The following is a 24,075-nucleotide window of genomic DNA, read 5'->3' as shown; positions in this document are numbered from 1 at the left end:
GCATAACTTTGTGAAAAAATAAATTATGTTGGAACTTTTAGCAAATTCGCAGAAAAACGTCATTCACTTTTTAAGAATAAGTATTTTTATTGTAATGGCCTGGATCGGAGGTCTCAAAGCTTTTCAATATGAAGCTGAAGGCATCATTCCTTTTGTGGCAAATTCTCCTTTTATGAGTTTTTTCCTTCAAAAAAAGGTTTCCGATCCCGATAATTATAAGCTTCATAAAAATAAAGAAGGTGAAGTAATTCCTGAAAATATTCAATGGCACAAAACCAACGGTACTTATATTTTTTCTTATGCCTTAGGAAGTGTGATCTGCATCATCGGAATTTTGGTGCTTTTAGGAATTTTTTATCCTAAAATTGGAGTTTTAAGCGGAATTTTAACAGCCGGAATGTCGGTAATCACACTTTCTTTTCTTATTACAACACCAGAAACCTGGGTTCCGGATTTGGGTGGAAGTCAGCATGGTTTTCCTTATTTATCTGGCGCGGGAAGACTGGTTATAAAAGATATTATTATGTTGGGTGCAGGTTTGGTAATTGCTTCAGATTCTGCGAAAAGTATTTTGAAAAAAGAGTGATTGTATTTTTTAGGTTTCGGCGGCATCGAAGGTGCCGCCGAAACCTAAAAAAGCTCCCAATTCGGGAGCTTTCAATATGATTTTTTTTCAATTAATTGATATGTTCTACACTAAGGATTTCAATTTTTCTGTCTCCTTCCTTAAAAGGCCAATCAATAACTTCACCTTCTTTATTTCCCACAATGGCCAATACAATATCTGATAATACAGAGTATTTTCCCTTCTTCACTTTTGCCTTGTCATCAGAAACAATCGTAAATTTTTGCTCCTGAGGATGTGAAGAATCTTTTATTTTTACCTCGCAGTTGATCGTTACAATATCCTTTGGTAAATCACGACGCAATACCTGTTTTGCATTTCTCAGTTGCGCAAGAAGTACTTTCTCTTCTTCAGCAGTTGTTTTTTTTCTTCTTAAATGGTCTTTTATTAAATCATACACTCCTGTGGTTAAAATAATCTGTTCTGACATAATTTTTATTCTTAAAAAATGAATTTCCGAATGCCGAATAATAGACTCAGACATAGCCATAACGCACAAAAAAATTGTGATAAGGTATGCAGAATGCACATTCAGAAAAAATGAAATTGAGTTAAAAAAACACTTAATAATGCCCTGTCCTGAGTCTCGACAGGGATATTAAATAAACTCTTTAGAATTTTTTAAAAATTTGTCATCATGCAGATACGACAAAGACAACGAAAGGGTAATCGAGGTATACTTTACCGGAAAAAAGTACTTTGTTGTCATTTAATTGATATTGACACGAAGATACAACTTATAATTGATATTAAATAAAAGCTGCATCTTCGTTATGCGTTTTCAGGATGTTCTTTATTACTTCTTTTGCAATTCGCTCAAAAGATTTTCTATCTGGTTAACATATTTTCCATAAAAAATTTGGTACCAATACTTTGCTAATAAGAAAAGACCAAAAAGACCAACAGCAAGCGTAGAAATAATCGTTGTAGCTGCCTGAAAATCGCTCAATGGTTTTCGATGTGGAAGAAACTCAATAACGATAATCAACTCGCAAACCAAAAACGGCACAAATGAAAGCATAAAAGATAGATAATATTGCTTATTAAGGTCAAACTGGTACATTAAATCTTTCAGTGAATCAAAAGTTTTCATCATTGGATTGCCGATATTATTATACAATTTAAAAAACTTACTGAAGAAAAATGATACCACGATTACCATTGAAAACAACAATACCGTGATATAAAATTTAAACTTAAACGGAGCTTCAGGAATAGGAATCCAAACGATGAAAAACCCGAAAATTAATATTCCTACGGTTGACCAAAATTCCATTCGCATATTTTTCCTGATTTTTTCTAACGGAAGATTGATTTTATTTTTATGTTCAATGCTGATTTCAGGTGTTTCATCAGAAACATCATCGTTCCATGCGTTTTTAAGGTCATCTATATTCATAATGTTTGTTTTAATTCTTGGCTGGAAGTTGGGAGATGGATGTTGGAAGTCTTCCAGCTTTAAACTTCCGGCTTCCAGTTTATTTATTATTTAAGATATCTTTCAGTTTGTTTTTTGCGCGATTCATTTTTACTCTTACATTTCCTTCAGAAATCCCCATCTGTTCGGCAATCTCTCTTCCTGAAAAATCTTCGAGATAATAAAAAATAAATGCTTTATCGATAGGGTTTAGCTGATGAATGGCTTTATACATTTCAGCAAGTTTTTCCTCTTTTTCGTGATCATATTCATCCTCTGCAATTTTATAATTCGAAAAATCTTCATTGGCTATAAAACTCCTTTTCTTTTCAGATTTCAGGAAAATAATCGCTGTATTGAGCGCTATTCTGTACAGCCAGGTTGAAAATTCACTTTCACCTTTAAAATTCGGATATGCTTTCCAGACCTGATACGTAATCTCCTGAAAAAGATCATCGCGGTCGTCTTTATCATCCATATACATTTTAGAAATCTTAAAAATGATTCCTTTATGCTTTTCGATTTTGGTAATAAATTCCTGTTGTGAGGTCATGGTTTGTTTACTCTCTGTAGAGTTAGTAGTTGTTTGAAATAAATGTTACAATCATTTTTTATTTTTTATTCAATACTAATAAATGATTTTTACTGATGAACCTTGTCAAGGTTATCTTCATAATAATTATTAACCTTGACAAAGGTTTCTCAAATAAAACAAAGAACCTAAAAGAAATAAGTAAATATTCAAACATCTTTCATCTGTTAAAAATATTAAAATCATCATAAACATATACCACATCTTCATTTCACATTATTCGTGGCGCAAAATTTGTGTTTTATCAATCACACCAAAAAAATATAAATATGCCTTACCTTACAAAACAAGACAGCAAAAATTTTGAACTTTATTACGAAGATTACGGTTCCGGACAACCGATTATTTTAATTCATGGTTGGCCTTTGAGCGGAAAATCTTGGGAACTACAGGTTCCTGTACTTTTAGATTTAGGATACAGAGTAATCACTTACGACCGAAAAGGTTTCGGAAAATCTTCTCCGACTTTAGATGGTTATGATTATGACGGATTGGCTGCAGATTTACACGAGATTATTACTCAATTAGAATTAAAAAACGTCATCCTTTTCGGATTCTCAATGGGTGGTGGCGAAGTTGTACGTTATTTAACCAATTATGGTTCAGAAAATGTAGATAAAATAGCTTTGATTTCATCTATTATTCCTTTGGTAAAACAGAAAGACGATAATCCGCATGGAGTTTCTGAAGAAGAATTGTATGGAATTTTAACCAGTTTAAAAACTGACAGAGTCACTTTCCTGGAAAGTTTCCATAAAAACTTTTACAATTACGGATTGCTTTCTCAAAAAGTGAGTCAGAAACAGCTCGATTTTGACTGGAGTATTGCTTCTCAAGCTTCTCCAATTGCAACTATAAAATGCGCTGAAAGCTGGGCAAATACAGATTTCCGACCAGAATTAGGCAACGTTAATGTGAAAACTTTAATTGTGCATGGTGACGACGACCAGATCGTTCCGATAGAAACTGCAGGAAAACAAGCTGCCGCAGGAATTGCTGATAATGATTTTGTCATTATTGAAGGCGGATCGCATGGCTTAAATATCACTCATTCAGAACATTTAAATGAAATCTTAACCAGATTTCTCACCAACAAATAACTCTTTTTTATATTTTATAGCTGATTTAATTAATCAGAAAACCGCAATAAAATTTATTGCGGTTTTGTTTTGTATAAGTTTAAAATTTAAACCTTTAAAAAATATAATCTGTACTCAAAAAATTAGAATCGTGGTCTCTCACAATGGTATTCAACAATTCTTTATTAGAATCTGTAATTTTTGCAGCCACCAAAGAACGGATTGAGAACGAACGAAGCGCATCAAAAACAGAAAGTGTACCTTCTGCGCTATCTTTTCTTCCTGTGAAAGGGAAAACATCCGGTCCACGTTGAGCTTGGCAATTGATATTCACTCGGCTCACCAGATTTACAAAAGAGTCGATCAGTTTTGAAACTTCCAGAGCATCTTCACTGAAAATACTCACCTGCATTCCGTGGTCTGCATTCACCTGATAATCGATGGGCTCTTCAATATCGTCAAAAGAAACTACCGGAATTACCGGACCAAACTGCTCCTCATGATACAATTTCATCTCATTATTCACAGGATAAACAACTGCTGGAAAAACAAAAGATTCTTCGGTAAACCCTCCATTTTCGTTGAGAACTTTTGCTCCTTTTGCTAAAGCATCATCAATGCATTCTTTTAAATAGGAAGGCTTATTGACTTCCGGAAGCGGAGTAATTTTCACTTCTTTTTCCCAAGGAAGTCCAGGTTTTAAAGCAGAAACAGCTTCCGTTAATTTCTTTGTAAATTCTTCCGCAACCTCTTTTTGAACGAAAATCAATTTCAAAGCGGTACATCTTTGTCCGTTAAAAGAAAGCGCCCCAAGAATAATTTCACTTACAGCAATGTCGATATTCGCATTTTTAGTTACAATTGCGGCGTTTTTTGCATCCAGACTTAAAATAGCTCTTAAACGATTGACTTTCGGATGTAGTTTTTTCAATCCGTTTGCTACTTTACTTGAACCAATGAAAGCCAAAACATTTACTTTTCCGCTTTCCATTATTGGAGTGATAATTTCTGAACCTTTTCCGTATAAAGTATTGACTGTACCTTTTGGAAAGGCTTCTTTAAATGCTTTTAATAAAGGATAATGCGCTAAAACACCATGTTTGGGAAGTTTAAACAAAATTGTATTTCCCATAATTAAAGCAGGAATCAAGGTGGTGAAAATCTCGTTTAAAGGATAATTGAAAGGTCCCATACTTAGAACAACTCCAAGAGGTGCTCTTCTGATTTGAGCAATTGTTCCTTCGGCTTGTTGAAAACGTGAAGATTCTCTGTCTAAATCTTTTAGTGCATCAATAGTTTGGTTGATGTAATCTACTGTTCTGTCGAATTCTTTGGTGGAATCCGGCAAAGTTTTTCCAATTTCCCACATCAGTAATTTGATAATTAAATCACGTTCTTTAATCATCAAATACACAAATTTCTGCATGCATTGTATTCTTCCTTCCACAGACATTGTTGGCCATTCTCCCAATCCGTTATCATAAGCTTTTACCGAAGCTTCTAAGACTTCCATTGCTTCTTTCGGACTAATATTCGGAATGCTTCCTAATAGTTTTCTGTTTAAACCATTTTCTGTTTTAATACAAATCGGTGAATAAATTTCGGTAACATCTCCCTTCCATTCTACCAATTCTCCGTTGAGGAGATATTCTCGTTGATGGATTTCGGGAACTTTATATTCTTCAGGAATTTCATTTTCAGATTTGAACAGATTATGGAATGAAGTTTCATTGACTGAGCTCATAAATTGTATATTTTAATAGTTTGGAAATTTGAAAGAATAAAGTTAGCCGTAAAAATCTGTTTTAAAAAGAAACAGCTCATAGATTTACTCTATTTGATGGGTGTTTGAATGAAAATTAATATTGAAAAAATTCTTTATAAACTCAAATATTTTCAGCATTATTATCAAGAAATTGTATGAAAAATTTCTCGAAATGATTTTTGCAAAATCTACTCGAAATGACGGGGTTTGGTCTATATGTTGAGACGAGCTTTTTTCAAAATAAAAAACTCAGCAAAAAAGCTGAGTTGAATTCTATTTTTCTGTTGATTTTAATGCCCAGAAAACAAGCAAGGGCTGCATAAATAGTCGGGCTAATCTCTTTCCGTCGGTATTTAAGCCGAAACTGTCTCGATCATTTTTATATTGTGCAATATTTCCCGGAAAAACTGCCGTAAAAAAAGTTCCTGCAATTTTACCAACTATCGATTCATATTTTTTAGGAGTCGCAATAATAGCAGTTCCTAAAGCAATTTCTGCAACTCCTGAGTAAACAACGGTATCATCTTTTTCAAGCGGAACCCAATTGGGAACCTGCGCCTGAAATTCTTTTCTTGCAAATGTAAGATGGCCTATTCCTGCGGTAATTAACATCGCTCCGAGACCGTATTTTGCGATGGTTTTGATGGTGTCTGCTTCCATAATGTATATTTTGTGATACAATAATGAAGTCAATAATGATTCCAATCTGATATTTATTTTTCTTAAAATTTTATTTCTTCTTTCTAAATTCTTTTTTAAGTTTAATAATGACGACTCCATTACGTGCTTTGGTTCCGTACAGTGCAGTTGCCTGAATTCCTTTGATAATATTCATTTTCTTAATCTTATTAGGATCAAAATCTTTCAAGGTTTTAGCTTCCACAATTTCGCCATCAATTACCCATAAAGGTTCGTTATTTCCCTGAATGGATGAAGGTGCACCTCTTCCCATTATTGGAAGTGAAGAATATGCATTGTTTTGATTAATTGTTAAACAAGATATTTTCCCTTGAAGACTGGCAAGAGCTGAAGTCTTTACTGAATCTTTTTCCTGAGCATTTACAGAGACAATTCCACCGGCTGTTAAGATAAAACCAATAGCAAATTTTGAAAATAGCGAGTTGATTATTGAGTACTTCATATTTCTATTAAGTTGTGATTGATAAAAGTTTCCGCAGGTATTTTGAGACGAATAATCAGAAAAATAATCTAAAATTTCATCATCAGAATTATTGGTAAAATCTATGACGGTTTTTGAGCAAACCGCACAGAATCGTCCTTTTTCTTGAGGAGTCATTGCTTCCCAGTCTTCATGACAAGGCTTTGGTAAAATAATCTTCATGGTCTCTTTTTAATTAAAGATGCAGTGTTCAATAAAAAGGTTGGAAAGAATTTAATATTTAAATGAAAATAATACTGTTTTGAACCATTTGAAAAAAAATAAATTTTCGCTAATTTTTTAGCAAGCCGATCAAAATATAAAACTCAGTTTTTTGTTATAAATTTAGCTTTGGATTAAGAAATTTTACTTAAACAAATCAACAGAAAGAAAAACAACATGACAGAAGAAGTAATTTACAGGCAAGAAACACAGGATGATTTTCAAGAAGTATTTGAACTTAACCATAAAGCTTTCGGACAGCAGAACGAAGCTAAGTTAGTAGATGCTTTAAGAAATAATCCGAATGTTTTTATTCCCGAACTTTCTATTGTTGCTATAAAAAACGACGCAATTATTGGTCATATTTTGTTTACTAAAATCAATATAAAAAATGATGATAAAACTTTAAATGAAAGTTTAGCACTTGCTCCAATGGCTGTATTACCCGAATTTCAAAAAAATGGAATTGGCGGTCAATTAATAAGATATGGTCTTGAAACTGCAAAAAAATTGGGTTATCAATCAGTAATTGTTTTAGGACATGAAGATTATTATCCAAAATTTGGATTTGAGCCTTCAGAGAAATGGAATATCAAAGCACCTTTTGATGTTCCTTTAAATGTATTTATGTCGATTGAATTGGTAAAAGGCAGTCTTGAAAATATCTCGGGAACAGTTATTTATCCTAAAGAATTTGAAACGGTTTGACGATTTTTTTCAAAACTAAGGCTAACTTCTTTCAATTGAATATCAATGTAAAATTAAATGTTCATCTCTCATTTAGCCTTTCTCATTAATACAAAATCCATTATTTCACCAAAATATAAATTTTAAATTATGAAAAATCAGAATTTACTCAGAATGGACAATGTCGGAATTGTCGTGGAATCCCTCGACGAAACGATTTCTTTTTTTCTGGAACTCGGTTTAAAACTTGAAGGAAGATCAATGATTGAAGGAGAATGGGCAGGTCGTGTAACAGGACTTGGAAACCAATATGTAGAAGTCGCTATGATGGTGACACCCGATGGAAACAGCAAGCTGGAGCTTTCAAGATTCATTAATCCTAAAGTTATTGAGGACCATCGCAATGCTCCCGTAAATGCTTTAGGTTATTTGCGTGTTATGTTTGCCGTTGCAGACTTAGACGATACGCTCGAAAGACTTTATAAGCTTGGCGCACAACTTGTGGAAGAGGTCGTAAATTATCAAAACGTTTATAAGCTTTGTTACATTCGTGGACCTGAAGGAATTCTTATCGGATTAGCAGAAAAAATTGAGAATAAATGAATACTGAAATTTGTTTAGACAAATTTGAAAATGCTAATTAATCGATGAAACACTTCTGAAATTTCAGGAAGTACGGCAAACCGTAAATGAACATAAAGGCATGTTTATATATTTGAGTAAATAATAAAATTTAAACAATATTAAAAACTTGAATATGGATTTTAAAATCAATGGCTTTTTAAATATTTCATTCGGAGAAAATAAGCAAAGTACAATTGAAAAAATTAAAGAAAGAAATGGAATTCTTGATTTAGATAATAGTACAGATGATTCATTAATATTTGATAACTTAAAATTTGCAGGAAGAGAAACAATATTTTCTGCTTTTCATTTTATTGATGATGAATTTTGTCGAGCAATGGTCTTTTTAAAAGCTAATTTAGAAAGTAGAACTATTGAGTTATATCAACAAATTAAAGAAGAAATTACTCAAAAATATTATATAACTAACCAAGATTTTGAAAATTATCAATACCATATGAAAAAAATGATGGACATACAGAGACTGCTATATCAATGGGAAAAGCAATTTTTTCAAGTTTTTGGAGATTTAAAAATGATAAAACTACTGAAGATGACTACATTTCCATTAAGATAGATGAAAACTTTCACATCATAGTAATTTATGAAAATGGAAGATTAATGAATAATTATGAAATCAATAAAAACACAAACAACTTTCAAGATTACTAAATATATTTACTTTAATTTGATTTTAAAATTAACATTTAATTTGAACTTAGTTTTTATGTTTTTTTATCTTTGAAAAATAAAGCATACTAAAAATACAATTTAAATGAAAGAAGAAAATATCAATAAACTAAACTCTTTATTCTCAAACTTAAAATCAGAAGATCAAAAGCTGAAAGAAAGTCTTGAAAAGAAAAAAAGTGAAGACGATTTATTTATTGAAGGTTTTAAAACGCTGTGCAAGAACTTTATTGACCCTAAAATGCAGGAATTCAGAAGAATGCTCAGGCAAAACGGATTTGGCTGTAAGGTTTCATTTAATGAAGAAATTAAAAATGGTTTAGGAATTAATTCTCAAACCAATATCAAACTTCAGATTTCAAGAAATGTAGATTCTAATTTTTATGCGAATGATAAGTTTCCGCATATTATGTTTGTTGCCGATAAAAATCTAAAAAGAATCGTTGTACATCAGGATACCATTTTTCAAAACGGAACAGGAACCGCTGCTTTAAAAGAGCAAAATTACACGCTTGAAAGTCTTCATGAAGATGATATAGAAAGAGAAATTCTGGAATCTGTAGAAAATATTTTAATAAATAAATAATTTTAAAGCCTGTATTTGCAGGCTTTTTTGATAAAATTGCTAAGCTTGTCATTTCGACGAAGGAGAAATCTCTTAAATCTACTACACTTTAATTCGTTCCGAATGACTTTATTAAAATTTATTTATTCTTCTGAAATTCCACATTAGAAACCAACACAGAATCATTAAGTGTTGCTAAAAAAGCCAATAAATCCTCCTTTTCCTGAGAATTAAAAATAATCGGTTTTTCTAATTGCTTTGCTAAAGTTGGGCTTTTAACTATTCCATTTTCATAATGATCCAAAACTTCATATAATGTCTTAAATCTGCCATCATGCATATAAGGATAAGTATAGGCAAGATTTCTCAAACTGGGAATTTTAAACATCATCTTATCTGCAGGTTCAAAAGTTTTGTTCCATTTTCCGTAATCTTTTAATTCGGAATTATAAGAAAGTCCGTTGTTTGCAAATTCATAGGTTGAAAACAATGGTTCAGAATGACAAGAGCTACAATTTTGTTTAAATAATTGGTAGCCTTTATTTTCGGAAGCAGTAAATTTTGCTTTTCCCTGTTTCACTTTATCATATTTCGCATGAGCTGAAACAATCGTTAACTGAAACTGTGAAAGCGCTTTCATAAGTCGTTCAGATGTCACTAAACTATCACCAAAACTTTTGTAAAAAAGGGTTTTGTATTCTTTTGACTGATTGAGTTTCCGAACAGCAACATTTATATCTTCTCCCATTTCTTTTGGATGATTGATCGGCGCCAAAGCCTGAACATCGATATTCACAACAGAGCCATCCCACATAAATGTTTTTTGCCAAGCCAAATTGAAAATCGCAGGAGAATTACGGTCACCAATTCCGTCTTCAATCCCTTTACTTAAATGATTTCCGGCATGCGAAAAAGCCTGATGCGACAAATGACATGAAGAACATGAAATTGTATGATCTCTCGATAAAACAGGATCATAAAATAATTTTCGTCCCAAGTCTACAGTAGACTGTTTTAGCGGATTTTTCTTAAAATCATAAACAGGTTTCGGAAAATAATTCGGATAAATCAATTGCAAATCCTGAAGACCGTAAAATGCCATCAGAATAAATAATGAAAGGAAACCTAAAGATTTAAATTTAGAATACACGAGAAAATTGATTAGGATAATTAATCTTCATTTTGAAATGATTATTCAGTACCTTTTTAAGCGATACTAATTAATTCTACAAATGAAAATACCTCGGATCAGGATATTGAAATTCGAAATTCAACTCTTCAATTATTTTATTTGGAGAGATCGTTCTTCCAATCTCCATTCTTTCGCCTGAATAAGGCAAATCTTTCTGAGCATTGATCACCTCTTCTTTGTTTGGATGAATAGGCGCAACCACATTGTACACTTTAGATTCAGAATGATTGTCCAGCATTTTTTCTACTACCGAACAAATATCTGCATAATGAATATGATTCACCAACATTTCTAAATTTGAAATATTATAATTCTTTAAAAGACGCTGATCCCCCATTAATCCGGCCAATCTCAGAACATTAGCATTTGGAAATTGATGCAAAATGAAATTCTCACTTTCTACCTCTTCTGCAGGTTGATTATCTTCTGTAAAATCTTTGTCAGTCTGAGGATAAACTCCCGTTGAGCTCATTAAAAACAATTGACCTTTATAATCTCCAAGAAATTCCAAAAGATTCTGCTGTTTTTCTTTCATAGAGACTTGTGCTCCTCTAATTCCTGAAAACGGAACGGTAATAATCACAGCATCTAATTGTGGTAAAACATCCCAAGTTGATATTGCTTCAGATGGATGATCAGGAAAATCAACCAATGTTGGATGATAACCTTTTGATTGTAGTTCTTTTATTTTAGATTCGGACGTCGTTGTTGCGAAAATTTCATATTGATTGGATAATCGTTCTGCAATATAATTTCCGAGCCAGCCACAGCCGATGATTCCTAGTTTTTTCATGTTTAGTTTTTGAGTATTATTATTTCAAAGATTCGTAATTGTTATCAGGATCTTGGAAGTTTTGGAGGATTCTATGGATTGTAAGTATTTCTTGATCCAAACTGTAGATTAAAGTATTATGCTTTGTAATTAAAATTTTATGATAATTTGTTCCTTCATATTTTTGAAATACAGCAATTCCATCAATAATTAGATTTAAAGTTTGATCAAGCTTTAGATTAAAATCATCCAACACCTTATCATTCCATCTGTTCAAAAGATAATCTTCAATCTCATCGAGGTCATCAAAAGATGCTTTACTAAATCGAATTTCCATTTCTATAATTCTCTAATCTTTGTCTAGATCTCTCTCTAACTTCCTCATAAGAATATACTCTTCCATTTTTAATATCTTCTTCAGAACGTTTTAAAGACTCCAAAATTTCTTCTTTCGTTTCGTTACGCCATTGTTTGGGTTCAATGGTTTTTGAAATCACTAAAAGTTCTTCCGGTGTGAATCTTTTTTCTTTTAGTTTCTTGAAAAAAGTAGGTTTCTTAATTCCTGATTTCTCAATAATATAAGACATTTTGAAAGGAGAATTTTTCAGAATCTCATCAATATTATTTTGAATTTCGATATATTTTTCTATTTCTGCTGTCATGTTTTTAAAATTTTAGACTCTAAATTTTAGATTTTAAATTGATAAAAAAGATACTTTTTGTCTCATTATATGATACAAATATAATCAATTTATGAGCCTAAATTATAGAAATGAATATCAAAAACATTGAATATCTTTGAGTCTCATCATTTTTTTTCTATTCCGTTTGTCATCCTGAAAGGATCTCAGCATGAATCTAATTTTCCCTAATTATGCACTAATCGTTGTAGGAAGTCTGCAAAGTTGCGGTTAGCGGATGGTTGGAAATTACAGGATATTTTCCTGACTGAATGTTGCTGATAATTCTCTGAGCCAAAGTCGCAAGATCTTTAGTACTCAGTCTGACTAATGAAATTTTCATCTTTTAAATGTGTTTTAATTATTAATTATTCATGAAATAACTGAAACAAATATAAATAATTCTGCATTTAGTTTAAAACATTTTGTGGGAAATAAAATGCAGTTGCAAGAAGTTCCCCTCAACTTGTAGGAGACCTCCTGTAATTGCAGGAAGTTACAAACAAGCTTGTTTTAAACAAAATGCAGTTGCAGGAGGTTTGTATTAAGAGTGTTTGTGAGGTAATGCGGATGCGTGAGGTTATAAATCGGTCTTTTTTGAGTATGGATATTGTAATAAGATAATGTTTTAAAGCAAGTTTCAAGATACTCGCACTAAGGGATGCAAGAGAATGTTTTAAAATCTCTTAGTGGAAAATCTTTTTTTGCTATATAAAAATTGTCCTGAAAAATAAATATTAAAATATGAAATAAAGTATTTTTAATATTTCTAGATTATTAATTTTTGCTACAATTTTATTTATCTTTAGAGAAAATTAAAACATTATGAAATACACAGATGTTTTTGTACCAGGCGGATTTCCTCAACACACTTACAATCCTAGACGAGATAAGGGGCTAGAAGAAAAAATTGAAGAGGCTAATAATAATTTATGTAAACTGGTAACAATAACTGGTCAAACGAAATCTGGAAAGACAGTTCTAACAAAAAAAATATATCCGAAAGATACTTCTATTTGGATTGATGGAGGATCAATAAAAACAGAAGATGATTTTTGGAATTCTTTGATTGATAAATTAGAATATTTCCAAGTGGAAAGTTTTTCAATGATTGAAGAAAAATCGGGGAGTTCTTCAACTGAAAACCATTTAAAAGGTGGAATTAAAATCATAGAGGGTGGAATTAAAAGCCAAGTGACTGAAGGTGACAAAACCAGCACTGTATCTTTACGAACAAAAAATGTTAGCACTAAAATTTCTGCAATCAATGCGTTGGAGTTTTACAAAACACCTTTAATAATTGATGATTTCCATTACATAGAAAGAGAATTACAAGGATCAATAATTCGAGCATTGAAAGCTCCAATTTTTGAAGGCGTTCCTGTTTTAATTATTGCTATTCCTCATAAAAGATATGATGCCATGAAAGTTGAAAAAGAGATGACTGGTAGGATATCACAAGTTTCGATACCAATATGGACATCTGAGGAATTAAGATTTATTGCTGATACAGGTTTTAGTATACTGAAGGAGGATATTTCTAATAAAATTATAGATTATTTAACTAACGAGGCTTTTGGAAGTCCGCATTTAATGCAAGAGTTTTGTAGAAATATTTCAAAAATATTAAGTAATGGTGAGGCACTAAGTAAAGAAAAAGTTGAAGTAATATTTTCAGAAATAGCTGATAACATTGGTCGACCAATTTTTGAGAAACTTATGAGGGGGCCAAGACAAAGAACTGACAGGATTCAAAGAAAACTCAAGTCTGGAGAAACGGTTGATATATATGGTTTAATTCTAAAAACTTTAGCATACCTTAAGCCAGGCTTAGTAAGCATAGAATATGAGGAGTTACGACAAGGAATGAAGGAAATCCTTCTAACTCAGATGCCTCAAATACATGAAGTAGCAAGAGTTTTAAAAACAATGTCCAGAATTGCTGCGACGGATGAAAGCTCAGCTCCTGTTATCGATTTTGATGATGTGGAAAAAAAGTTACATATAACCGATCCATTTTTTTCATTTTATTTGAAATGGGGTAAAATATAACACATAAAAACCTGCCTCACAGCAGGTTTCTCCATACTTTCTAAGTTTTTTTTGAAAATGAATATTTCTGCGTTATACTTCGCTGCCGCGAGCTTCAAGCTCGTGTCTTAAACTAAATTGAGTGAGTACGAGCAAGATGCTCGCACCAACGGGGAGAGACACACTCCATTTAATTATGACCGGAGTTGTCTACGTGATTATATGTTGTGTTGTTAATTCGGATTGAACTGAATATTGAAATTCTTTAAATAATCCTCTATTGGTTCCATTCCCATTTCTTTTCTTCTTTCGTTCACAGTTTCAGGATTTTCTAATTTATATAATTTACCATTTTCTATTTGTGAACCATATATTTGGGGGTTTCCTTCGTCCATTAACATCCTATCTTTCATCAATGCATATTGCTGTTTAGATAAGTCTCCATTTTTTACCGCTTTCTCTATTTGTGGAAAATATTTTTTTCTGATTTCTTTAGTACTATGTTGCAGTCCCAACCAGATTGCATCCATTTGTCTTTGATTCACCTCCTTTAATGTTGGCATACCACACTTTTCAATAATGCTAATCACTAATTCTTGATTCCTATGATCTTCTTTAGCATATTTGATGGGTTCATTTGATTTTCTAATTCTTTGGTCACTTTCTAAAACTTCGCTCAGGATTTGACGTTTTTTGCTACAATCGACTTCAATAATATCTACTGAACCTACATAGACAAATTTATCCCTATTCATATAAAGGAATATTGATATTACTAAAACAAGAGCGGTTAATATGCTAAATACTATTTTTTTTATTTTCATTTCTATTTTTGGGTCATATTCCAAAATAGGTTGACCAATTTTGGTTAAAAATTAATTGCTCCCAAAAGTAGGAATTATTTTTAAGTATCGGAATAAAGTATGGATAATTTTTTCCTGATCTCGCGGATTTGCAATCCGTGAACAAGAATAAAGCACGGATTAAAGATCCGCGCTATCATAAAAAGAAAAACCTGCTGTGAGGCAGGTTTTTCTTTTTCAATACAATAACTTCTCGATACGCTTTTTTTAAAAGCTACTCGAAGTGACGGATTGCTTTATCATTTTCAAATTCTAAAATTAAAAAAGACTCTCATCCACAAAATTCGGCAACGTCACTTTCAGATTCGGCTCAGCTTCCATTGCTCTTTTAATCGCGAAAACAGCACCTTCATTTCTTGCCCAGCTTCGTCTTGAAATTCCGTTGTTGACGTCCCAGAAAAGCATTGACTTTAATCTTCTGTCGGCATCATCGCTTCCATCCAATAGCATCCCGAATCCACCGTTGATCACTTCGCCCCAGCCAACACCGCCTCCATTGTGAATAGAAACCCAGGTTGCCCCACGGAAACTGTCACCGATCACATTGTGAATCGCCATATCTGCCGTAAATCTCGAACCGTCATAAATATTGGAAGTCTCTCTGTACGGCGAATCCGTCCCCGAAACATCGTGATGATCTCTACCCAAAACTACCGCTCCGATTTCTCCGTTTTTAATGGCTTTGTTAAAAGCTTCAGCGATTTTCATTCTTCCTTCTGCATCAGCGTATAAAATTCTCGCCTGTGAACCGACCACCAATTTATTTTCCTGCGCCCCTTTGATCCATTGAATATTATCCTTCATTTGCTGTTGGATTTCTTCGGGAGAATTTTGGATCATTTCTTCTAAAACCTGACAAGCAATTTCATCTGTTTTTTGTAAATCTTCAGGTTTTCCGCTTGTACAAACCCAACGGAACGGTCCGAAACCATAATCAAAACACATCGGTCCCATAATATCCTGAACATAAGAAGGGAATTTAAACTCTCTTCCCAACGTTGGATTTTCAGACATTACATCAGCTCCGGCTCTTGAAGCTTCCAATAAAAATGCGTTTCCGTAATCGAAGAAATACGTTCTTTTTTCTGTATGTTTATTGATTGCCGCAGCGTGTCTTCTCAAAGTTTCCTGAACTTTTTCTTTGAATAATTCAGGGTTTTCTGCCATCATCGTATTGGATTCTTCAAACGAAATCCCAACAGGATAATAACCTCCCGCCCAAGGATTGTGAAGCGAAGTCTGATCTGAACCGATATCGATTCTTAGATTTTCCTGATCAAATTTTTCCCAAACCTCAACGATGTTTCCAAGATAAGCCAGAGAAACTACTTCTTGAGCTTCCTGAGCTTTTTTTACTCTTTCCACCAATTCATCAAGATTTTCATGAATTTCATTCACCCATCCCTGATCATGACGGATTTTGGTGATCTTCGGATTGACTTCTGCAATTACCGTAACACAACCTGCAATATTTCCTGCTTTTGGTTGAGCTCCAGACATTCCACCTAAACCAGAGGTAACGAACAATCCGCCTTTTGGTTCTTTATTTATTTTTCTGAAAGCGTTTAAAACTGTGATCGTAGTTCCATGAACAATTCCTTGTGGCCCGATGTACATATAAGATCCTGCCGTCATTTGTCCGTACTGCGTCACACCCAATGCATTGAACTTTTCCCAATCATCCGGTTTAGAATAATTCGGGATCATCATTCCGTTCGTCACCACCACTCTCGGCGCATCTTTATGAGAAGGAAATAATCCCATCGGATGACCTGAATACATTGTCAATGTTTGTTCGTCTGTCATTTCAGACAAATATTTCATCGTCAAAAGATATTGAGCCCAGTTGGAGAATACCGCACCATTTCCACCATAAGTAATCAATTCGTGAGGATGTTGTGCCACTGCATAATCCAGATTGTTCTGAATCATCAACATAATCGCTTTTGCCTGCTCAGATTTTCCCGGATATTCTGCAATGTCTCTCGCTTTCATCTCATAATCAGGACGGAAACGGTACATATAAATTCTTCCGAATTCATCTAGTTCTTTTTTAAACTCTTGAATTAATTCTGCATGAAACTGAGGTTCGAAATAACGTAAAGCGTTTTTCAGATCGAGTTTTTTCTCTTCATCCGTTAAAATTTCTTTACGTTTCGGTGCGTGATTGATATTCGTTTCGTATGGTTTAGCCTGAGGTAATTGATTTGGAATACCTTGCTGTATCTGTTCTTGGAAAGTCATTTATAGTTGATCGTTATTTGTTGATAGATTTTTGTGGTTTTAAAGATATTAAAAATGAAAATTATAAAACAAATTATCGATATAGGAATAAGTATATAAAATTGAGGATTGATACACAATAAGATAAGATTGATTATGGAGAGTGTAAAATGTATCAATGACAAATATAAATTTGTTGATCTTCTAATTAAGGCAATAATAAAATAACCTAAAGGATAAGCAAAATAAGTAATCACAAAAACTGAAAAATTATATAATGAATTCCCAAGGTATTTATCCCAAATATTCCATCCTATTTTTCTGTTAAAACCTATCGCATCTATTGTATCCTTATTTATAAAAAACAAAAGAATTATAAATATCAATATAGGCAGATTAAAAAGAATGAAAAGTTGCTTTGTAAAGAGGGCTTTCATAAAAGATTGTTGCTAATTTGTAAATTTATTATTTTAAACTTAAGTAGGATGTTTAAAATCTTTTTCTTTTGAATTATTGCAACAATATTGATAAAACAGATATAATTACAATCCAGTTTTTATAGTTTTTAATTTGGTGATTTTAAAGATATTCAAATTAGAAAACCGGTGCAAATCAAATGAGAAAATATACAACATGATGGAGTTCCCCTCCTCTGGAGGGGTGGCGAAAATTCGAAAGAATTTTTGACGGGGTGGTTTAAAAATGTCTCATAATCAATAAAACTCCTATATGTTTAATGCCTTATTTTAACCACCCCGTCTTAATTTTCTTTGAAAATTAATCCACCCCTCCAAAGGAGGGGAATAATTTGGAACCGAAAATTTTCAATAATAAATTCTTCAAGGTCTTTCATTACAACAGACAAGTTATTTTTCACATCAAAATCTGTAATCCTGAAAATTTTTAAACCTAAGGATTCAAGATACTTTTGTCTCACCTCATCGTAAATTTCTTTGGTATCATAACTCCAACCGTCAATTTCAACGATTAATCCTAAATTTTTCACATAAAAATCTACAATATAGTTTCCAATAATTCTTTGACGGTCAAAATCTATATTGTGAAATGTTTTTGCCCGAACTATTTTCCAAAGAACTACTTCGCTTAGAATTCCGGCTTTTCGTTTTCCTGATAAGAGTTTCTTTAAGTTTGGATTATAAGGTAGATTTTCTACGAAGTTCCTGCGGATAAAAACTCCGTTGATTTCTGTTAAGATTTCATTCATCGTTTTTGTGTTTATGAAAAGATAGGGATATTTTTTAATTTTGTGAAATATAGAAAAGAGGTGCTTTTTTTAACCACCCCGTCTCAATTTTCTTTGAAAATTGATCCACCCCTCCAGAAGAGGGGAATTTTAATACGTTTGAAAACAAGATGATTTAGATTTTAAAATAACAAAAACCTCACTGAAAGTCAGCGAGGTTTTATCGTTTTAATTATTTTTAAAGGTTAATTATTATTCTTCACTAAAACCCATCCTGTAAACGTTCTTCCATCCGGAAGTGTGATAACATACCAATAACTTGAAGTTGGTATTGGTCTTCCTGAAATGGTTCCGTCCCAGATAATTTCGGTATTGGTATTCTGCTCGAAAATCAAATATTGATAACGGTCAAATACTTTTACGTTCGTCATTTTTGTTCCGAAAACATGAAGGTTTCTGATGATCCATTTATCATTATGCCCGTCTCCGTTTGGTGTAATTGCATTTTTAATATCTAAAATAACACCGTCTTGTTTTACAATACATTTTCCTTCAACATATTTTACATAAAATGTTGTAATTCCTGTCGGTAAATTATAGAAAACATTCGTTGCCTGCCAATTAATTCCGTCAATTGAATAGAGAATTGGCTGCGAACCGGTAGCAATAATCGTATAGGTATTACCGCTCGCAATCATATTCTGAATGACCGGAACATCGTAATATTTTGCTTCAAAAGTAGTCGTGTAAGAACATCCGTTATCTGATGTTACCGTTACGGTATAGGTTCCTACCATTCCAGCATTAACGAGAGTATCTGTAGTAGAAACTATTTGTCCGGCAGGATTTGTCCATACATAGCTTACAATCGTATGTCCTTCGACTTTTAAAGTATAGCTGAATGTCGCATCAGGACAGAAATACTGGGTTGGGATTTCAAAAATAGGAACTCTTTTAAGAGAAATTTTAATGGTTGCTATTTCAGGACATAATCCGGGAACGCTTACTTTTACATAAATGGTATCTAATCCTAAGTTTTGATTGAAAGAATAACTTGCAGGATTCGGAATTGCATTTGTTCCTGAATTTAAATCAGCTAAAGAAGTGTAATAAGTAAAGGTAGCCGTGCCGCCTGAGAAAATCTGTGATTCATATTGAGTAAGATTTACATTTTCTATTCCGTCATTTAAGGTATCGCAGACATTATTTAGAAGGAACGGTCCTGAATTTTGAAGTACCACTTTAGTTCCAATAATAAAATTAATTGTTGCAATATCATCACATCCAGGAATATTCATCACTTTTACCCAAATCTGTTGTGGAAAAGGATTTGCAGTAAAATTTTGAGGATTTGCAATTGGATTTACTCCGTTTTGTGCATCACTTTGAGTAAGATAAAAAGTGAAAGTATTGATTGTATTCGGAATATCCACATAAAGATTGGTATAATTCATCAGATTGACTTCATAAACACCATCAAGATTATCATCACAAACTGTTATGGTTGAATTAATTGCTTTTGGAGGAAAATATGTATTCAACTCAATCGGCGCGACTGAAAAGCAACCGTTCGTTTTCGATTGAAATCTTGCCCAAACCTGCACCGTAGAAACTGTTGTTACAATACTATTTCCAATCTGAGTGGAAGGAACTCCTGCATTGGCTTCTGCTAAAGTATTGTAATAAGTAATGGTCATATCAGAAAGCGGATATGTATTTTGAGAAGCTAAAAACATCTGCGGAATTGCATCATTCAGCTGAAAGGTTTCATTCAGATTAAAATCTTCGTCACACGTATTTAAAACAGCATTCTTCAGTACAATCACCGGTAAAAAAGTCATCTGAATATTCAATTGTGATGCAGAAAAGCATTCATTGTTATTAAACTGCACTTTTACAAAAACTGTTGCATTTCCCGGAATAGGAAACTCATTCGGGTTTGCGATTAATCCCGAAAAAACATGCGTTGCAGGATCATAAGAAGTGTAATATGTAAATGTAACATTCGAACCACTATAAATCTGAGGTTGAGCCGACAAAAGATTGTACAGCTCTACTCCATCATTATTGTTATCACAAATATTGGTCAGATTGATATTTACAACAGAATTTACAGCCGGAGTTGATATCAAACTGATGGTCACCGGATAAATCTGAGTACAATTGTAAGAATTAATTTTCACGAAAAGCTGTCTTGTACCAACAACATTTACACTGGTTACAGGATTGGTTCCGTTCTGAGCATCAGCTTGTGTTAGATAAAAAGTTGTAGTTGCGTTCTGATTTCCGATAATTGCCCCAGAAAACTGAGCGAGCGGAACAACTTCTGTATTATCATTATTAAAATCACAAACACTAAAATTGGAATCTACAATCACCGGATGAACCAAATGTACATTAATTGCTCTAATTGTATAACACGTTTCGCTTTGCTCAAACCGAACATAAAATGTTTTGCTTACAAAGTTTCCGTTTTCTGTAATCGTTTGGGTTGGTGAAATAGGATTTATTCCGTCTAATGCAGCTGAATAATTATCGTAAAACTCAGTAACAGGAACTGTTGAAGGAGTAACGAGCATGTTTGCAGAAAGCGTTTGTAGATTCACCGTAATATCTTCTGTTCCATTGAAGCAGATATATTCATTTTTATCATTAACCAAAATTTTGGTGAAGGTAATATTTAGATTAACGGTAACAACTGCAAAACATCCTCCCGGAATCTGAACTCTAATGTAAACCGTGTACTGCCCTTCTTTTATCGTTCCTACTACCGTTCCTGAATTATTATATGCTTCTGCAAAAGTCTGATAAACGGTAAAAGTAACTCCCGGTTGTGTTGTAATTAAAGGTCCAATATTTAAAGCAAAATCAAAAGGTTCATTATTATCTGCATTAATGTCGCACATCGTGTACGAAAAATTAATCGGTGAATTGGCATTAACTCCCGGTTGAAAAGTAAAATTTACAGGTCCGAGAATATAAGTACATGCGGCATCCTGTAATCTCACCCAAACTTTTGTGTTCACTATAATATTTGCCGTTGTTACTGCATTCGTATTATTTTGAGCATCCGACTGAGACAGATAATATGAAAATCCAGATGTTCCTGCAGGAAAAAGCTGACTGTTTAAGAAACTTAAATCATAGTTCTGTTCAATTCCGTCATTATTGGTGTCACAAAGCAAAATACTATCTGTCAAAAGATTTTTGGTGATGAAATTCAAAGTAAGAACTGCCACTCTGAAACATCCGGGAACATTGGGGTTTTGAATTCTTACATATAAAACCTTATTGGAATTGAGCGAATAACTTGTAGAAATACTATTCTGATTATTTTGTGCATCAGTTAAAGACTGATGAAAAGTAAAATTAAAACTCGCTGGATTTTGTGAAGTTACATTAGGTTTAAAATCATTCAGATTAAGCTGAATTGGAGCATTTCCACAAAAATCCTGGGTATAATCTCTTGAAATTGGATAAGATGGATCAAAATCAAGTGTAAAATCATCAGTCAGCGTCAGATTGCTATTTCCGCAAATATTAAAAACAACATTGGCGGTATAAACTTCATTCTGTGTTGGGCATAAAGTAGCCTGAATTCCTGATGCCACAGTTTGTCCTGCAGAATTAGTCCACGTTACTGTTGGTTGAATCGTACTTCCAGTGGGAGTAAATTTCCATGCTTCCTGCATAGCTTGCCAATTCCCTGTATTTCTTGAAGCCGGAGAATATCCTAAACTTCCCGTATCATTTATAATTCCAATCAGAGCATTTTCAAACTTTCTGGTTGGGCAGGGTGTGAGTTTTTTATCAACAAAAACTTCTACAATATTTGTTGTTTCATGTAAAACAATTTGTGATGAAGACCGATCTGTACAACCAGCGACTCTTCCGTCATAATAACTGATGACAAATTTGCGGTAAGGCGCAGTTCCTATTGTAGAATAATAAATTTCAGAAGCATCTGCGGCAGAAAAGACCATATCATGATATACTCCGAAAATAGAATTCTTGGGTAAACCCTGATTAGGATTTTGCCAAAGAACATTGGGATAATTGATATTTCCCTGCTGATTCAGGTCGAAAGTAACCATTCCGTTTGAACCGATCACAACAGATTCAAAATATTGATTAAAAAAGCAAAACTTAAATGGTAAATCTATTTTTGGCGTAAATAGATCGTCAAAATTGGCATTCAGCGCCGTCCCTTGGTTCAGTGGAATTGGCGGATCATACGTTCCTTGTGTCAATTGGTACGTTGTAGCTTGTTTCAGCTCCGGATATTCTACATGAAGCGGAATACAGCCGTTAGCATCGAGATCATTTGTGCATGTTACATGAAAATTTTCATTTCCCAAAGCGTCTTTTACTTTTACACTTACGGGAACTTGAGAATAAGCATAGCAACTCACAAACAGCAAGAAAGTCTGTAAATATTTTGTCATGGAAATTTGGTGTAAATAAAATTATTAATTAATCAAAAATAATTTACTAATAAATATATCTTAAAAATAATACTTTTTAATTAAAAAATACACAATCATAATAAATTATTAATGATTGTTAATAATTTATTAAAATTACAACAAAAATAAAGCCACAGGCAATTTTCCTCATTCAAATTCTAATATACAACACTTAACTTATTTTAAATCAAATAGATTTAAAATTTTCATCAATAATTCTAATTACAAAAAAAGTGATAACCAATTCATTGATTATCACTTATAATTATTTTAATTTTAAATAAATTTAATCTCCGTCTGAAAACATCGAATTGGCAAGCGATGTCACTATAGAAAGTGCTATACTGAAAATAAACGCCCACCAAAAACCATCTACCACCATACTATCAATAAAATAATCTGCAATAAGAATAATAATGGCATTAATTACCAAAGCAAAAAAGCCTAAAGTAATAATTGTAAGCGGCAAACCAAAAAGGCTTAAAACAGGTTTTACGATAAGGTTTAAAAGCCCTAAAACAATGGCAAAAATAATAGCGGTTGAAAAGCCTTCAAAATGTACTCCCGGTAAAATCTTGGTTAACAAAAAGGCGACAATAGCTGTAACCAGTAATCGAATAATTAAGTTCATAGTATTTAATTTTATATTATGGGTCTTTACAAACAAAACTTATTCCAAATACATCCAATTGATGATGAATACTAAGTTTTCTATGTTTTGAATCTATTTAATTTTCATCATCGTCACCAAAGATGTTGCTACATGACTTTCCGAAGTACGGTTTTCGTCAACCGTATAAATTTCAGTTCTGATAACACTGATTTTGGAACCACCCTTTACTACATAAGATTTCGAAACTAAGGCATCTCCCATTGCAGGTCTTAAATAATTAACCTTCAACTCCACCGTTACTACATAGCAATCTTCCTCATAATGACTTACTGCAGCATATCCTGAAGAAACATCAACCAAAGAAGCAATCATCGCTCCGTTGAACATTCCGGCTTTTCTGGTCATTAATTCCATTTTTGGAATTTTAATGGACACAAAATCAGTTTCTACTTCTAATAATTCAGCTTTGTAGAATTTTAAAGTTTCAGAACGGTTGAAACTATCGGTCATGAGTTTTGTTTTTTCGGGGGTCATGCAATTTAGGTTTAAGGTTTAAGGTTTAAGGTTTAAGGTTTAAGGTTTAAGCAAATTTCTTTAAATTATTTT

General features: G+C 32.9%; 24 protein-coding genes. 7 read left to right on the top strand and 17 right to left on the bottom strand.

The window, feature by feature from the left end; genetic code table 11:
• Positions 1 to 25: 25 nt before the first annotated feature.
• Complete coding sequence (locus BUR17_RS00280) at positions 26 to 586, top strand: DUF417 family protein (RefSeq protein ID WP_074228021.1); 561 nt, start codon at positions 26 to 28, stop codon at positions 584 to 586.
• A gap of 91 nt (positions 587 to 677) precedes the next feature.
• Here the strand turns inward: BUR17_RS00280 and BUR17_RS00275 are convergent, their stop codons facing one another.
• The 3 genes from BUR17_RS00275 to BUR17_RS00265 form a co-directional block, all read right to left on the bottom strand.
• Positions 678 to 1,055: a GreA/GreB family elongation factor gene (locus BUR17_RS00275; RefSeq protein ID WP_074228020.1), complete on the bottom strand. Its 378-nt coding sequence runs from the start codon at positions 1,053 to 1,055 to the stop codon at positions 678 to 680.
• 366 nt (positions 1,056 to 1,421) lie between these two features.
• Positions 1,422 to 2,024 (bottom strand): hypothetical protein, encoded by a 603-nt coding sequence (locus tag BUR17_RS00270; protein ID WP_074228019.1) that lies wholly within the window; start codon positions 2,022 to 2,024, stop codon positions 1,422 to 1,424.
• A gap of 79 nt (positions 2,025 to 2,103) precedes the next feature.
• Positions 2,104 to 2,595, bottom strand: coding sequence for an RNA polymerase sigma factor (locus BUR17_RS00265; RefSeq protein ID WP_074228018.1), 492 nt, complete (start codon positions 2,593 to 2,595; stop codon positions 2,104 to 2,106).
• Between the two features lie 308 nt (positions 2,596 to 2,903).
• Here BUR17_RS00265 and BUR17_RS00260 point away from each other — a divergent pair, with 308 nt between their 5' ends.
• Complete coding sequence (locus BUR17_RS00260) at positions 2,904 to 3,734, top strand: alpha/beta fold hydrolase (protein ID WP_074228017.1); 831 nt, start codon at positions 2,904 to 2,906, stop codon at positions 3,732 to 3,734.
• A 94-nt stretch (positions 3,735 to 3,828) separates the two neighbouring features.
• Here BUR17_RS00260 and BUR17_RS00255 read toward each other — a convergent pair whose 3' ends face one another.
• From BUR17_RS00255 to BUR17_RS00245, 3 genes are all read right to left on the bottom strand, one after another.
• On the bottom strand, positions 3,829 to 5,457 hold the full coding sequence (locus BUR17_RS00255; RefSeq protein WP_074228016.1) for an NADP-dependent glyceraldehyde-3-phosphate dehydrogenase: 1,629 nt from the start codon (positions 5,455 to 5,457) through the stop codon (positions 3,829 to 3,831).
• A gap of 294 nt (positions 5,458 to 5,751) precedes the next feature.
• Positions 5,752 to 6,138, bottom strand: a complete 387-nt coding sequence (locus BUR17_RS00250) for a DoxX family protein (protein ID WP_074230165.1) — start codon at positions 6,136 to 6,138, stop codon at positions 5,752 to 5,754.
• Between the two features lie 70 nt (positions 6,139 to 6,208).
• Positions 6,209 to 6,820: a TonB-dependent receptor plug domain-containing protein gene (locus BUR17_RS00245; RefSeq protein ID WP_074228015.1), complete on the bottom strand. Its 612-nt coding sequence runs from the start codon at positions 6,818 to 6,820 to the stop codon at positions 6,209 to 6,211.
• 216 nt (positions 6,821 to 7,036) lie between these two features.
• On the opposite strand from BUR17_RS00245, the gene BUR17_RS00240 reads away from it, so the two are divergent.
• The 4 genes from BUR17_RS00240 to BUR17_RS00225 all read left to right on the top strand — a co-directional run bounded on the left by BUR17_RS00240 (position 7,037) and on the right by BUR17_RS00225 (position 9,446).
• The gene (locus BUR17_RS00240; protein WP_074228014.1) at positions 7,037 to 7,567 is read left to right on the top strand and encodes a GNAT family N-acetyltransferase; all 531 of its coding nucleotides are present in this window, start codon (positions 7,037 to 7,039) and stop codon (positions 7,565 to 7,567) included.
• Between the two features lie 129 nt (positions 7,568 to 7,696).
• Positions 7,697 to 8,149, top strand: coding sequence for a VOC family protein (locus BUR17_RS00235; protein ID WP_074228013.1), 453 nt, complete (start codon positions 7,697 to 7,699; stop codon positions 8,147 to 8,149).
• Positions 8,150 to 8,303: 154 nt separating this feature from the next.
• Positions 8,304 to 8,747: a hypothetical protein gene (locus BUR17_RS00230; RefSeq protein ID WP_074228012.1), complete on the top strand. Its 444-nt coding sequence runs from the start codon at positions 8,304 to 8,306 to the stop codon at positions 8,745 to 8,747.
• 198 nt (positions 8,748 to 8,945) lie between these two features.
• A complete protein-coding gene (locus tag BUR17_RS00225; protein WP_074228011.1) occupies positions 8,946 to 9,446 on the top strand; it encodes a hypothetical protein in 501 nt (166 codons plus the stop codon).
• Positions 9,447 to 9,564: 118 nt separating this feature from the next.
• Here BUR17_RS00225 and BUR17_RS00220 read toward each other — a convergent pair whose 3' ends face one another.
• The 5 genes from BUR17_RS00220 to BUR17_RS20695 form a co-directional block, all read right to left on the bottom strand.
• Positions 9,565 to 10,575 (bottom strand): cytochrome-c peroxidase, encoded by a 1,011-nt coding sequence (locus BUR17_RS00220; RefSeq protein WP_074228010.1) that lies wholly within the window; start codon positions 10,573 to 10,575, stop codon positions 9,565 to 9,567.
• Positions 10,576 to 10,651: 76 nt separating this feature from the next.
• Positions 10,652 to 11,410, bottom strand: a complete 759-nt coding sequence (locus BUR17_RS00215; RefSeq protein ID WP_074228009.1) for a Rossmann-fold NAD(P)-binding domain-containing protein — start codon at positions 11,408 to 11,410, stop codon at positions 10,652 to 10,654.
• Between the two features lie 19 nt (positions 11,411 to 11,429).
• Positions 11,430 to 11,726: a type II toxin-antitoxin system RelE/ParE family toxin gene (locus tag BUR17_RS00210; protein WP_074228008.1), complete on the bottom strand. Its 297-nt coding sequence runs from the start codon at positions 11,724 to 11,726 to the stop codon at positions 11,430 to 11,432.
• Positions 11,710 to 12,051: a hypothetical protein gene (locus BUR17_RS00205; RefSeq protein ID WP_074228007.1), complete on the bottom strand. Its 342-nt coding sequence runs from the start codon at positions 12,049 to 12,051 to the stop codon at positions 11,710 to 11,712. Before BUR17_RS00205 ends, BUR17_RS00210 begins: the two co-directional genes overlap by 17 nt.
• A 217-nt stretch (positions 12,052 to 12,268) precedes the next feature.
• Positions 12,269 to 12,412 carry a hypothetical protein gene (locus BUR17_RS20695; RefSeq protein WP_159437577.1) on the bottom strand — a complete coding sequence of 48 codons (144 nt, stop codon included), beginning with the start codon at positions 12,410 to 12,412 and terminating at the stop codon, positions 12,269 to 12,271.
• Between the two features lie 482 nt (positions 12,413 to 12,894).
• Between BUR17_RS20695 and BUR17_RS00200 the strand changes: the two genes are divergently transcribed.
• A complete protein-coding gene (locus BUR17_RS00200; protein WP_074228006.1) occupies positions 12,895 to 14,121 on the top strand; it encodes a bromodomain-containing protein in 1,227 nt (408 codons plus the stop codon).
• A 212-nt stretch (positions 14,122 to 14,333) separates the two neighbouring features.
• Here BUR17_RS00200 and BUR17_RS00195 read toward each other — a convergent pair whose 3' ends face one another.
• The 6 genes from BUR17_RS00195 to BUR17_RS00165 form a co-directional block, all read right to left on the bottom strand.
• Positions 14,334 to 14,924 (bottom strand): DUF6624 domain-containing protein, encoded by a 591-nt coding sequence (locus tag BUR17_RS00195; protein ID WP_143747494.1) that lies wholly within the window; start codon positions 14,922 to 14,924, stop codon positions 14,334 to 14,336.
• A gap of 297 nt (positions 14,925 to 15,221) precedes the next feature.
• Entirely contained in the window at positions 15,222 to 17,207 is a 1,986-nt protein-coding gene (locus BUR17_RS00190) for a urocanate hydratase (protein ID WP_074228004.1), read from the bottom strand.
• Positions 17,208 to 17,946: 739 nt separating this feature from the next.
• Positions 17,947 to 18,411, bottom strand: a complete 465-nt coding sequence (locus tag BUR17_RS00180) for an endonuclease domain-containing protein (protein ID WP_074228002.1) — start codon at positions 18,409 to 18,411, stop codon at positions 17,947 to 17,949.
• 224 nt (positions 18,412 to 18,635) lie between these two features.
• Positions 18,636 to 22,835, bottom strand: coding sequence for a T9SS type B sorting domain-containing protein (locus BUR17_RS00175; protein WP_074228001.1), 4,200 nt, complete (start codon positions 22,833 to 22,835; stop codon positions 18,636 to 18,638).
• A gap of 307 nt (positions 22,836 to 23,142) precedes the next feature.
• Positions 23,143 to 23,487, bottom strand: coding sequence for a phage holin family protein (locus BUR17_RS00170; protein ID WP_074228000.1), 345 nt, complete (start codon positions 23,485 to 23,487; stop codon positions 23,143 to 23,145).
• 93 nt (positions 23,488 to 23,580) lie between these two features.
• Positions 23,581 to 24,003: a PaaI family thioesterase gene (locus BUR17_RS00165; protein WP_074227999.1), complete on the bottom strand. Its 423-nt coding sequence runs from the start codon at positions 24,001 to 24,003 to the stop codon at positions 23,581 to 23,583.
• Between the last annotated feature and the right edge of the window lie 72 nt (positions 24,004 to 24,075).

Origin of the sequence: Chryseobacterium scophthalmum, from assembly GCF_900143185.1 — a bacterium.
Lineage (GTDB): Bacteria > Bacteroidota > Bacteroidia > Flavobacteriales > Weeksellaceae > Chryseobacterium > Chryseobacterium scophthalmum.
The sequence above is the reverse complement of the archived record's forward strand: the minus strand, read 5'-3'. Positions and strand labels throughout refer to the sequence as shown.

Bases quoted from the DNA above. Each gene is read 5' to 3' on its own strand.
- BUR17_RS00250 (WP_074230165.1), bottom strand. From the start codon at position 6,138: ATGGAAGCAGACACCATCAAAACCATCGCAAAATACGGTCTCGGAGCG.
- BUR17_RS00180 (WP_074228002.1), bottom strand. From the start codon at position 18,411: ATGAATGAAATCTTAACAGAAATCAACGGAGTTTTTATCCGCAGGAAC.
- BUR17_RS00230 (WP_074228012.1), top strand. From the start codon at position 8,304: ATGGATTTTAAAATCAATGGCTTTTTAAATATTTCATTCGGAGAAAAT.
- BUR17_RS00255 (WP_074228016.1), bottom strand. From the start codon at position 5,457: ATGAGCTCAGTCAATGAAACTTCATTCCATAATCTGTTCAAATCTGAA.
- BUR17_RS00270 (WP_074228019.1), bottom strand. From the start codon at position 2,024: ATGAATATAGATGACCTTAAAAACGCATGGAACGATGATGTTTCTGAT.
- BUR17_RS00265 (WP_074228018.1), bottom strand. From the start codon at position 2,595: ATGACCTCACAACAGGAATTTATTACCAAAATCGAAAAGCATAAAGGA.
- BUR17_RS00235 (WP_074228013.1), top strand. From the start codon at position 7,697: ATGAAAAATCAGAATTTACTCAGAATGGACAATGTCGGAATTGTCGTG.
- BUR17_RS00245 (WP_074228015.1), bottom strand. From the start codon at position 6,820: ATGAAGATTATTTTACCAAAGCCTTGTCATGAAGACTGGGAAGCAATG.
- BUR17_RS00210 (WP_074228008.1), bottom strand. From the start codon at position 11,726: ATGGAAATTCGATTTAGTAAAGCATCTTTTGATGACCTCGATGAGATT.
- BUR17_RS00190 (WP_074228004.1), bottom strand. From the start codon at position 17,207: ATGACTTTCCAAGAACAGATACAGCAAGGTATTCCAAATCAATTACCT.
- BUR17_RS00240 (WP_074228014.1), top strand. From the start codon at position 7,037: ATGACAGAAGAAGTAATTTACAGGCAAGAAACACAGGATGATTTTCAA.
- BUR17_RS00280 (WP_074228021.1), top strand. From the start codon at position 26: ATGTTGGAACTTTTAGCAAATTCGCAGAAAAACGTCATTCACTTTTTA.
- BUR17_RS00165 (WP_074227999.1), bottom strand. From the start codon at position 24,003: ATGACCCCCGAAAAAACAAAACTCATGACCGATAGTTTCAACCGTTCT.
- BUR17_RS00225 (WP_074228011.1), top strand. From the start codon at position 8,946: ATGAAAGAAGAAAATATCAATAAACTAAACTCTTTATTCTCAAACTTA.
- BUR17_RS20695 (WP_159437577.1), bottom strand. From the start codon at position 12,412: ATGAAAATTTCATTAGTCAGACTGAGTACTAAAGATCTTGCGACTTTG.
- BUR17_RS00275 (WP_074228020.1), bottom strand. From the start codon at position 1,055: ATGTCAGAACAGATTATTTTAACCACAGGAGTGTATGATTTAATAAAA.
- BUR17_RS00195 (WP_143747494.1), bottom strand. From the start codon at position 14,924: ATGAAAATAAAAAAAATAGTATTTAGCATATTAACCGCTCTTGTTTTA.
- BUR17_RS00215 (WP_074228009.1), bottom strand. From the start codon at position 11,410: ATGAAAAAACTAGGAATCATCGGCTGTGGCTGGCTCGGAAATTATATT.
- BUR17_RS00205 (WP_074228007.1), bottom strand. From the start codon at position 12,051: ATGACAGCAGAAATAGAAAAATATATCGAAATTCAAAATAATATTGAT.
- BUR17_RS00260 (WP_074228017.1), top strand. From the start codon at position 2,904: ATGCCTTACCTTACAAAACAAGACAGCAAAAATTTTGAACTTTATTAC.
- BUR17_RS00175 (WP_074228001.1), bottom strand. From the start codon at position 22,835: ATGACAAAATATTTACAGACTTTCTTGCTGTTTGTGAGTTGCTATGCT.
- BUR17_RS00170 (WP_074228000.1), bottom strand. From the start codon at position 23,487: ATGAACTTAATTATTCGATTACTGGTTACAGCTATTGTCGCCTTTTTG.
- BUR17_RS00200 (WP_074228006.1), top strand. From the start codon at position 12,895: ATGAAATACACAGATGTTTTTGTACCAGGCGGATTTCCTCAACACACT.